The following is a 10,632-nucleotide window of genomic DNA, read 5'->3' on the forward strand; positions in this document are numbered from 1 at the left end:
TCAGGGGGTGGTCGGATGAGGGCTGATCAGATCAGGTCCGGGGTGAGTGCAGTGGCGGGAAAGGGGGCGGCTTCTGTCTTCTTGCCGAACAGCCGGGCCGCGAAGTAATAGAGGGGAGCGACGACGACGAGGCCGACGATCCATGAGATATCCACGCCGCCCATCGCCGCGGCCAGCGGGCCGGTGTAGATGGCGGTGGCCGAGAAGGGGACCTGGATGAGGGCGCCTGCTACGTAGGAGCCGATGGCGACCCAATTGAACCGCCCGTACACGCCGCCGTCGCGCTTGAAGAAGTCTTCAACCCGGTAGTCGCCGTGCCGCAGGAGGTAGTAGTCCACCAGGTTGATGGCCGTCCAGGGAACCAGGACGTACATGAGGAAGGAGAGGAAGTTGGTGTAGAAGAGGATGAAGTTGTCGCGGGCAAACAGGGCGATGGAGACGGCGACGACGAAGAGGATGATCGCGGCAATGCTGCGCGTCTTGGCCCGTGGCAACCAGGAAGGCTTGAAGGTTTGCCCGATGGTGAGGGTGCAGAGGACGCCACAGTACAGGTTCATGGCGTTCGAGGCCGCTACGCCCAGGCAGAAGATGCCCACGATGATCAGTGTCCATGGTTGGAGCAGGGCGCCCAGGCTTCCGACGATTTCGACGTCGCCGGTGCTCATGGAGACGGCGAGCGTTCCCACCAAAGCGCCGAGAATCATGGGGAACAGGGTTCCCAGGACACAGCCTGAGTAGGAGGCCCAGAACGCCGGAGCCGAGCCCGTGCCTTGCGGCATGTAGCGGGAGTAGTCCGAGACGTAAGGGGCGTAGGCCAGCTGCCACAGGGCGGAGACGGAGATGGTCCCCATGAAGCCGACCCAGTTGAAGTTGCCCGTCTCCAGGAAGTTGCCGGGCAATCCGTGGACCACCAGGATCCAGCCGAAGGCCAGCAACAGTGCCAGCCCAGCGGCAACGCTGAGGACACGTGCATAGGCGTGGATGAGCCGGTAGCCGAAAATCGTGGCGATGACGCTGACGACGCCGATGATGATGATGCCCGCGTCAACACTGATGCCTGGGCTCACAGCTGCCATTGCTTCGCCGCCGAACACGAGGTTCGCCGCGAAGAAGCCGACGTACATGACCACCACGATGACCACGATCAACAGAGCCCCGAAGGAGCCGAACTGGCCACGGGTCTGGATCATCTGGGCCACACCCAGCTGAGGGCCTTGGGCCGAGTGCAGCGCCATGAAGATGCCACCCACAACGTTGCCGATGATGATGCCCACGATCGCCGGGACGAAGCCCAGGCCGAACACCGTGGTGGCGAGTCCGCCGGTCACGATGGTCATGATCATGATGTTGGAGCCGAACCAGATGGTGAAGAGGTCGCGGGCTTTGCCATGGCGCTCGTTGGCCGGGATCGGCTGGATGGTCTTGTCCTCGAGCCGCGGGACCTCAGTTGTTGGCGCGGTGCTCATGACGCGGTCCGGGATGCTGAAGCGAGTTCACGAACAACGGCGGTGTCTGCCTTGCTGCGGTTCACCATGAGCCCCAGGAGGTCGAAGACAAGGGTGGCCGCGGCGACGGTGGTGATGTCCGCATGGTCGTACGCCGGGGCGACTTCCACGACGTCGGCACCCACGATGTTGATGCCGTTCAGCCCGCGGAGCAAAGCCAGGAGCTCGCGGGAGTGAAGCCCGCCCATCTCCGGGGTGCCCGTGCCGGGGGCGAAGGCCGGGTCCAGCACGTCAATGTCGATGGAAACGTAAACGGGGGTATCGCCGAGCCTGTCCTTCACACGCTGGATTGCTGCCGGGACGCCAATAACGTCCAGGTCCGAGCAGCGGATGATCTGGAAGCCGAATTCGTGGTCGCGGAGGAAGTCGTTGCGGTCATAGACCGGGCCGCGGATACCCACGTGCATCGACTTGTCCTCCACCAGCAGGCCTTCTTCGAAAGCCCGACGGAAGATGGTGCCGTGCGTGATCGGCTGGTCGAAGTACGTATCCCAGGTGTCCAGGTGGGCGTCGAAGTGCAGCAGCGCTACCGGGCCGTGGACCTTGTTCAGGGCCCGCAGCATGGGAAGGGCGATGGTGTGGTCGCCACCGATCGAGATGAGCCGCTTGTCCTCGCTCATCAAAGGCAATGCCTGCTCTTCGATCTCCCGGACCGCCCGGGTGATGTCGTAGGGGGTGCAGGCGATGTCGCCGGCATCCACCACTTGGGCTTCGTACACCGGTTCAACGTCGAGCTCCGGGTGGTACCCGGGGCGCAGGAGGCGCGAGGCCTCGCGGACTGCGGCAGGGCCGAAACGGGCGCCGGGCCGGAAGGAGGTTCCGCCGTCGAACGGGACGCCCACGATCGCAATGTCGTAGTCGGGAACGCGGTCGATTTGGGGGAGGCGGGCGAAGGTGCCGAGGCCAGCAAACCGGGGGACTTTGGTGGCGTCGACAGGGCCGATGGGCTTGTGCGTTGTCATTGACCGATCCTTGGGGTTGAGGGGTGCTCGCCGTTGAGCGGGAAGTAGTAATTCCATTCTTGGTGACGCGGATCACTCCGGATAGCGCTACATTGACTACAAATAGTCGAGGCGTTTAGACGAATGTCTAACCGCCCCTGGAAGAGGCGGGAAAACGCGCCGCCACAGCAGAGAACCGGAGCGTAAGAGATGGCAATCACCGTCGCCGAACTCGTCGCCGAACCGCAGTTGGGACTCACGCTCCTGGCCGGATCGGCCGGCGCGGACAACCGCATCACCTGGGCCCACACCTCGGACCTGCCCAGGCTGTGGGAGTGGGTCACGGGCGGCGAACTCATGATGACCAACGGCCTGTCCATTCCTGCCGATGCGGACGGGCAGGTGGCGCTCGCCGAGGCCCTCATGGACAGCGGCGCCAGTGCCTTGGCGATCGGCGAGAAGATGCATGCACCACCGCTGACCGCCGAATTCCTGGCCGCCTGCGACCGGCTGCCGTTGCCCCTGCTCAACATTCCGTACCCGCTGCCGTTCATAGCCATCGCCCGGTCGGTTGCCGAGTCCTCCCTGCTCGAAGAATCCCGCCGGCTCCGGCAGACGGCGCGCGTCTACGATCTGCTGCGCACCGTGGGCGCCTCGGAAGACCACTGGCAGAGCCTGGTCCAGCGGCTGGCGACCGAGCTCGACGCGGAGCTGTTCGTGGTGGACCGCCGCTGCCTCCATCCTTGGCACCCGGAGGGGAGGGCGCTTCCGGAGTTCCTCGCCGATGCCTGGGCTCCGTCGTCCGGGCACGTGTCGCCGGCAGGGAAGAACTTCCAGTGGCACCGCATCCGGGGCAGGCATGTGCTGACCATGGACATCCCCACCCACGCCAACGCGCTCCTGGTGGTGCTGCCCAACAGCGAACCGCACCCGGACGCCGTCGTACTTCTCCACGCCGCAACCGTGCTGGGACTGCAACTTTCGCGCATCGTGCTGTCGCTGGAAGGCCGCCACCGGCTGGCCGGCGAGTTCCTGCTGCAGGCCATGGACGGACGCCTGGGAGTGGCCGAAATGGAGAGTCGGCTCGCCGCATTTGAGGTTCCGCCGCAAGGATTCCTGCTCGCCTCGATGGCGGCGGACGCCGCGGACCGAGCAGCGGACGACGGCGACAGGCTGGCCAACGTGCACATCGAACTGTGGCGGCATGGGGTTGCGTCTGCGTCCTTGAAGCGGAACAACAGGCTCCACGTGGTGGTCCCGGCAGACGTGCCTGACGACATCCTGGTGCACTGCGCCGGCTTGGAAACGCTGATCGGAATCAGCGCGCCTGCAGCCGTTGCGAACATCCAGCGCGCGTTGCAGGAGTCCCTCTGGGCGCTGGGTTCAGCCCGGGCCAACAGGCTCAGGCTGTCCCGCTATGCGGAGGGGCCGTCGTGGCTGGGACTCACCGGTTTTGAGGAAGGAACGGCGCTGGTCCGGCGTCTTCTCGGCCCGATTTTTGACTACGAGCAGAGCCAGGAAGGCGATCTCCTTGTCACTCTGAGGACGTATTTGGACTCGCAGCGTTCGTGGCAGAAAACCGCGACAGCCCTGTTCGCGCACCGGCAAACCATCATCTACCGGATACGGAAAATCGGTGAATTGACGGGGCTGGACATGGGTGAAACGTCCACTGTTGCCCAGCTCTGGTTTGCGCTGCAGATCCACGAGGCGATGCACCAGTAGCGTCACCTTGCTTGCGCTTTTTCGAAATGACCCGCTATGGTGTGAAGCGTGTCACTTATGGTGACGCAACGCTTTTGATCTGCGGCGGGAGAGTCCTGCCGGTACATCCAGTCAGGCGCCGTAGGAGCAAATCCTCCCCAGGAATCTCTCAGGCCCATGTACCGCCGCGGTTAGGCAACTCTGGAAAGCAGTCCGGGTAACCGGGCTCACCGACGGTGCAAGCAGGCAACCATCCCTGCGGAATCTCTCAGGTCCAATACAGAGCGGGGAGGAACCCCACATCATCGTGGCGCTCACTGGGCGCCTGAATCATGGAGTTCCTCTTGACTGTTCAATCAACCCCCACCGCCTTCGCGGACCGGCATATCGGTGCCCGTCGCCAAGCCGACGTTGACACCATGCTCAAGGCCATCGGCTACGACTCTGTCGACGGGCTGGTGGACGTCGCCGTCCCCGATTCCATCCGGCAGGAAACTGCACTGAGGCTTTCGAGCGGAAACGACGCCCTCACCGAGGTGCAGGTCCTCGCCCAGCTCCGCAAGCTCGCGTCCAAGAACAAGACCGCAGTACAGATGATCGGCCAGGGCTACTACGACACCGTCACGCCGCCGGTCATCCGCCGCAACATCCTGGAAGCTCCTGCCTGGTACACCGCGTACACGCCGTACCAGCCGGAGATTTCCCAGGGCCGCCTCGAAGCGCTGCTCAACTTCCAGACCATGGTGCAGGACCTCACGGGACTTCCCGTAGCCAACGCCTCGCTCCTGGATGAAGCCACCGCCGTGGCCGAGGCCGTGCTGCTGATGCGCCGCGCCAACAAGTCCAAGACTGCCAAGGATGGCAAGACCGTCCTGGACGCAGACCTCCTCCCGCAGACCATCGCCATTGTGAAGGGTCGCGCCGAGGCACTGGGCTTCGAGGTCGAGATTGCCGACCTCTCAGCCGGACTTCCCGACGGCGACATCAACGGCATCGTCCTGCAGCAGCCGGGCGTTTCCGGCCGGGTTTTTGACCACACTTCTGTGATTGCCGAGGCCAAGGAACGCGGTGCCTTGGTTACCGTGGCCGCGGATTTGCTGGCGCTCACCCTCATCACGCCCCCGGGCGAGCAAGGTGCGGACATCGCCGTCGGAACCGCGCAGCGCTTCGGTGTTCCGCTGTTCTTCGGCGGCCCGCACGCCGCGTACATGGCCGTCCGTGAAGGCATGGAACGCACCCTTCCCGGCCGCATCGTGGGCGTCTCCAAGGACAATGCCGGTGTCCCCGCCTACCGTTTGGCACTCCAGACCCGCGAGCAGCACATCCGCCGCGAAAAGGCCACGTCCAACATCTGTACAGCCCAGGCTTTGCTCGCCATTGTGGCTTCGATGTACGCCGTTTATCACGGCCCCGAGGGCCTGAAGTCGATCGCCGAAACCGTCCACGGCCACGCCCGCGTTTTGGCTTCGGCCCTGCAGAAGGCCGGCCGCGAACTCGTCTCCGAGGCCTTCTTCGACACCCTTACCGTCCGCGTTCCCGGCAAGGCTGACAAGGTCATCGCCGCCGCAGAGGCCCGTGGCATCAACCTGCGGCTCATCGATGCGGACACCGTTGGCATCAGCATTGATGAAACCACGACGCCGGAGGTCCTCTCCGCGGTAGCCGTCGCCTTTGGAGCCGGTCCGGTAGGGGACGCTTCCGGGTTCGAACTGCCTTCCGAGGTGGTCCGCAGCAGCGATTTCCTGCAGCACCCGGTGTTCAACACGCACCGTTCCGAGACGCAGCTGTTGCGCTATATCCGCAAGCTGTCCGACCGGGACCTCGCGCTGGACCGCACCATGATCCCGTTGGGTTCGTGCACCATGAAGCTGAACGCCACCGCTGAGATGGAAGCCATCTCCTGGCCGGAGTTCGCCTCGATCCACCCGTTCGCACCGGACCACCAGACAGCTGGTTGGCGTGAACTGATCTCCGACCTCGAAGCGGACCTCACGGAAATCACAGGCTATGACCAGGTCTCCATCCAGCCCAATGCCGGTTCCCAGGGCGAGCTGGCGGGCTTGCTGGCCATCCGTGGGTACCACCTGTCCCGTGGCGACGAGCAGCGCACTGTCTGCCTGATCCCTGCGTCGGCGCACGGCACCAACGCAGCTTCCGCAGTGCTGGCGGGCATGAAGGTTGTTGTGGTGGCCACGGCAGCCGACGGCACCATCGACCACGCGGACCTGACCGCCAAGATCGAGGCCAACAAGGACGTCCTGTCCTGCATCATGATCACCTACCCCTCCACGCACGGTGTGTACGACGCCGACGTTCGCGAAGTCTGCGATGCGATCCACGCTGCCGGTGGCCAGGTGTACGTAGACGGAGCCAACCTGAATGCCTTGGTTGGCTTGGCACAGCCGGGCAAGTTCGGCGGGGACGTGTCCCACCTGAACCTGCACAAGACCTTCTGCATCCCGCACGGTGGCGGTGGGCCGGGCGTTGGTCCGGTTGCTGCCAAAGCCCACTTGGCTCCCTTCATGCCGGGCGATGCGAACAGCGCTGACTCTTCCAACACTGGCGTTGCCATCTCGGCCTCGCGCTACGGCTCTGCCGGTGTGCTGCCGATTTCCTGGGCGTATGTGAAGCTCATGGGCGGCGAAGGATTGACCGAAGCAACCAAGTCCGCGCTGCTGGCAGCCAACTATGTGGCCTCCCGCCTGGATGAGCACTTCCCCATCCTCTACACGGGCGAGGGCGGACTCGTGGCCCACGAGTGCATCCTGGACCTCCGCGAGCTGACCGCCCGCACGGGTGTCACTGCGGAAGACGTTGCCAAGCGCCTGATCGACTTCGGCTTCCACGCACCCACCCTGGCCTTCCCGGTGGCGGGCACGCTGATGGTGGAACCGACTGAGTCCGAGGACCTGGCGGAGATCGACCGCTTCATTGAAGCCATGATCACCATCCGCGCCGAGATCGAGCAGGTGGCCAGCGGTGATTTCACTGTTGAGAAGTCGCCGTTGCGCAACGCGCCGCACACGGCTGCCGCCGTCGTGAATTCCGGCTGGGACCGCGACTACCCGCGTGAGCAGGCCGCGTTCCCGGTCCACCACCTCAAGCAGGACAAGTACTTCCCGCCTGTTGGACGCATCGACGGCGCCGCCGGTGACCGCAACCTGGTCTGCTCCTGCCCTCCGCTTGAAGATTTTGAAAACTAAGGACTTCCGACATGTCTGAGAACTACACCGCTCTCTATGAGCAGCACAAAAAGGCCGGCGCTTCCTTCACGGACTTCGGTGGCTGGCAGATGCCGCTGAAGTACGAGTCCGAGCTCGCCGAACACCACGCAGTCCGCAAATCCGCCGGCCTGTTCGACCTCTCCCACATGGGCGAAGTCTGGGTCACCGGCCCGGACGCTGCGGCCTTCCTGGACTACGCCCTGGTGGGCAAGCTGTCGGCGATCGCCGTGGGCAAGGCGAAGTATTCGCTGATCTGCAATGCCGACGGCGGAATCATCGACGACCTCATTACCTACCGTCGCCCCTCTCCCGAGGAGGGCGGGGACAAGTATCTTGTGGTCCCCAATGCGGGCAACGCCAAGGTGGTCGCTGCGGCGCTCCTGAAGCGCGCGGCCGGTTTCGACGTCGCCGTCGAGGACGTTTCTTCCGAGACGTCACTCATCGCCGTGCAGGGCCCGAATGCTGAAGCCATCCTGCTGAAGCTGGTCCCCGCGGAGCAGCACGCACTGGTGACGGAGCTGAAGTACTACGCAGCCGTCGAGGTGTCCATCAACGGGCAGGAGCTGTTGCTCTCCCGCACCGGCTACACCGGCGAAGACGGCTTCGAGATCTACATCCCGAACGTTGATGCACCCGGTCTCTGGGAGGCGTTGCTCGAAGCCGGCGAAGGCCACGGCCTCATCCCGGCCGGACTCGCCGCCCGTGATTCGCTCCGCCTGGAAGCCGGCATGCCCCTCTACGGCAACGAGCTCTCCCAGCACGTCAACGCTTACGCGGCAGGCCTTGGCCCGGTTGTTTCCCTGGCCAAGGAAAGCGACTTCATTGGCCGCGATGCGCTGACCGCCATCAAGGCCGCCGGCGTCGGGTCGACCATCGGGCAGAAGCTCGTAGGCCTCAAAGGCACCGGCCGCCGAGCCGCCCGTGGACATTATTCGGTCCTCAAGGACGGCTCGCTCATCGGCGAAGTCACCTCCGGCCAGCCGAGCCCGACGCTCGGTTACCCGGTAGCGATGGCCTATGTCGACGTCGAGCATTCAGAGCCGGGCACGATCGTGGAAGTGGACTTGCGCGGCAAAGCCGAACCTTTCGAAGTGGTTCAGCTCCCGTTCTACAAGCGCCAAAAATAGGGAGTTTGTGTACACATAACGCCCTAATGACGCCCCGTTGAGGGCATCAGCTGTACAAAAACTCTCAGAAAGAAGGAAGTGGAATGAGCAAGGTAGTTGCTGAATTGAAATACTCGGCTGAGCATGAGTGGGTTGCCGTCGATGGTGACGGACCTGTGGGGATCGGGATCTCCGCAGTGGCCGCTGACGCCTTGGGCGACATTGTGTACGTGGACCTGCCCGAGGTTGGTTCGACCGTGACCGCGGGCGAGACCTGCGGCGAGGTGGAGTCCACCAAGTCGGTGTCTGACCTGTACTCGCCCGTGACCGGTGAGGTGACCGAGATCAACGACGCCGTCGTCAGCGATCCGGCCCTGATCAACAACGATCCCTATGGTGCCGGCTGGCTGTTCAAGGTGGCCGCAACCGAAGAGGGGCCGCTCATGTCGGCTGAAGAATACGCTGCAACGAACGGTGGAGAACTGTGAACCCGGTGTCCGTAACTGAGTACCAGCAGGTTGTGTCGGCGTCGTTGGATGCCCAGCTGTCCGAGTTGGATCCTGAGATCGCTGCGAAGATCGACGACGAACTGGGTCGCCAGCGCGACGGCCTGGAAATGATCGCCTCCGAAAACCACACCGCCGTTGCCGTGATGCAGGCCCAGGGCTCAGTCCTGACCAACAAGTACGCCGAGGGCTACCCTGGCAAGCGCTACTACGGTGGCTGCGAGCACGTGGATGTGATCGAGCAGCTCGCCATCGACCGCATCAAAGACCTGTTTGGCGCAGACTTCGCGAACGTCCAGCCGCACTCCGGTGCACAGGCCAACGCCTCGGTGATGCACGCCCTCATCAAGCCGGGCGACACCATCATGGGCCTCAACCTCGCCCACGGCGGCCACCTCACCCACGGCATGCGGATCAACTTCTCCGGCAAGCTCTACAACGTGGTCCCGTACGGTGTCCGCGAGGACACCCACACCGTGGACATGGCCGAGGTGGAGCGCCTGGCGCAGGAACACAAGCCTGCGCTGATCGTGGCAGGCTGGTCCGCTTATGCTCGGCAGCTGGACTTCGCTGAGTTCCGGCGGATTGCCGACTCCGTGGGCGCCTACCTCATGGTCGATATGGCCCACTTCGCGGGCTTGGTTGCCGCCGGCCTGCACCCCTCGCCGGTCCCGCATGCCCACGTCACCACCTCCACCACGCACAAGACCCTCGCCGGTCCCCGTGGCGGCATCATCCTCTCCAACGACGCCGACATCGCCAAGAAGATCAACTCGGCAGTGTTCCCCGGCCAGCAGGGCGGTCCGCTGGAGCACGTGATCGCCGGCAAGGCTGTCGCGTTCAAGATCGCCGCGTCCGAGGAGTTCCGTGAACGTCAGGAACGCGTCTTGGCCGGCGCCCGGATCCTCGCCGAGCGGCTTACCCGCGAAGACGTTGCGGCGAAGGGCATCAGCGTTGTCTCCGGCGGCACGGATGTGCACCTGGTCCTCGTTGACCTGCGCAACTGCGAACTCAACGGCCAGCAGGCCGAGGACCGCCTCGCCGCGATCGACATCACCGTCAACCGCAACGCCGTCCCGTTCGACCCGCGCCCGCCCATGGTCACCTCCGGCCTGCGCATCGGCACCCCGGCGCTCGCCACGCGCGGCTTCGGAGAAGCGGCCTTCCACGAGGTTGCGGACATCATCGCCGAAGTGTTGATCGCCGACGCCGATGCGGACCTTTCCGGGCTGCGTCACCGCGTTGATGTCCTCGCGAAGGCGCACCCGCTGTACCCGGGAGTCGCGAACCTCGGCTAATCGGGGGTTTTGGCTCGTCGACCGCGACGACCTCTGCATGATCGGTCGCTAAAGCGCCCGCTGAGCGGACGCGAAGCTCCCTTGGACGCATGCTGCCGGACGCCGCGGTCGACGGTAGGTGACTCCTGGCTCAGCCATCATTCGCTTGTGATGGCTGGATCCAGCTGCCGGGGGTGTTCTTCGGGCGTTGGGCTGGTTTGGGAGTGCGTTGGTGTTCTGTCCGGTTCGGGGAGTTGCTGCCGGACATGCCGAGAGCGCGGCATGTTGTGCAGCGAAGCCCCGAATCGGCGAAGTGGGCAGCAGGTGGCGCCGGAGTGGGCGTCCGGGGTGGTGGTTTGGGGTTTGGGG

General features: G+C 64.4%; 8 protein-coding genes and 1 riboswitch. Of the genes, 5 read left to right on the forward strand and 3 right to left on the reverse strand.

Annotated features, from left to right (window positions below; genetic code table 11):
• Positions 1–26: 26 nt before the first annotated feature.
• Together LN996_RS10895 and speB are read right to left on the reverse strand one after the other, a co-directional pair.
• Positions 27–1,466: a cytosine permease gene (locus LN996_RS10895; protein ID WP_231340406.1), complete on the reverse strand. Its 1,440-nt coding sequence runs from the start codon at positions 1,464–1,466 to the stop codon at positions 27–29.
• Positions 1,463–2,467 (reverse strand): agmatinase, encoded by a 1,005-nt coding sequence (gene speB / locus LN996_RS10900; RefSeq protein ID WP_231340407.1) that lies wholly within the window; start codon positions 2,465–2,467, stop codon positions 1,463–1,465. The genes LN996_RS10895 and speB overlap by 4 nt, the downstream gene beginning before the upstream one ends.
• 189 nt (positions 2,468–2,656) lie before the next feature.
• Between speB and LN996_RS10905 the strand changes: the two genes are divergently transcribed.
• The 5 genes from LN996_RS10905 (at position 2,657) to glyA (ending at position 10,284) form a co-directional block, all read left to right on the forward strand.
• Positions 2,657–4,171 carry a PucR family transcriptional regulator gene (locus tag LN996_RS10905; RefSeq protein WP_231340408.1) on the forward strand — a complete coding sequence of 505 codons (1,515 nt, stop codon included), beginning with the start codon at positions 2,657–2,659 and terminating at the stop codon, positions 4,169–4,171.
• Positions 4,172–4,246: 75 nt separating this feature from the next.
• A riboswitch (glycine riboswitch) is annotated at positions 4,247–4,345 on the forward strand.
• 149 nt (positions 4,346–4,494) lie between these two features.
• Positions 4,495–7,353 (forward strand): aminomethyl-transferring glycine dehydrogenase, encoded by a 2,859-nt coding sequence (gcvP, locus tag LN996_RS10910; protein WP_231340409.1) that lies wholly within the window; start codon positions 4,495–4,497, stop codon positions 7,351–7,353.
• An 11-nt stretch (positions 7,354–7,364) separates the two neighbouring features.
• Positions 7,365–8,501, forward strand: a complete 1,137-nt coding sequence (gene gcvT / locus LN996_RS10915) for a glycine cleavage system aminomethyltransferase GcvT (RefSeq protein WP_231340410.1) — start codon at positions 7,365–7,367, stop codon at positions 8,499–8,501.
• 83 nt (positions 8,502–8,584) lie between these two features.
• Complete coding sequence (gene gcvH, locus LN996_RS10920) at positions 8,585–8,968, forward strand: glycine cleavage system protein GcvH (protein ID WP_017197389.1); 384 nt, start codon at positions 8,585–8,587, stop codon at positions 8,966–8,968.
• The gene (glyA, locus tag LN996_RS10925; RefSeq protein WP_308102715.1) at positions 8,965–10,284 is read left to right on the forward strand and encodes a serine hydroxymethyltransferase; all 1,320 of its coding nucleotides are present in this window, start codon (positions 8,965–8,967) and stop codon (positions 10,282–10,284) included. The genes gcvH and glyA overlap by 4 nt, the downstream gene beginning before the upstream one ends.
• Before the next feature lie 137 nt (positions 10,285–10,421).
• On the opposite strand, the gene LN996_RS10930 is transcribed toward glyA, so the two are convergent.
• The coding region (locus tag LN996_RS10930) for a hypothetical protein (RefSeq protein WP_231340411.1) at positions 10,422–10,632 on the reverse strand (211 nt) is incomplete at its 5' end.

It is taken from the genome of Arthrobacter sp. AK01 (assembly GCF_021109375.1).
Taxonomy (GTDB): Bacteria; Actinomycetota; Actinomycetes; order Actinomycetales; family Micrococcaceae; genus Arthrobacter.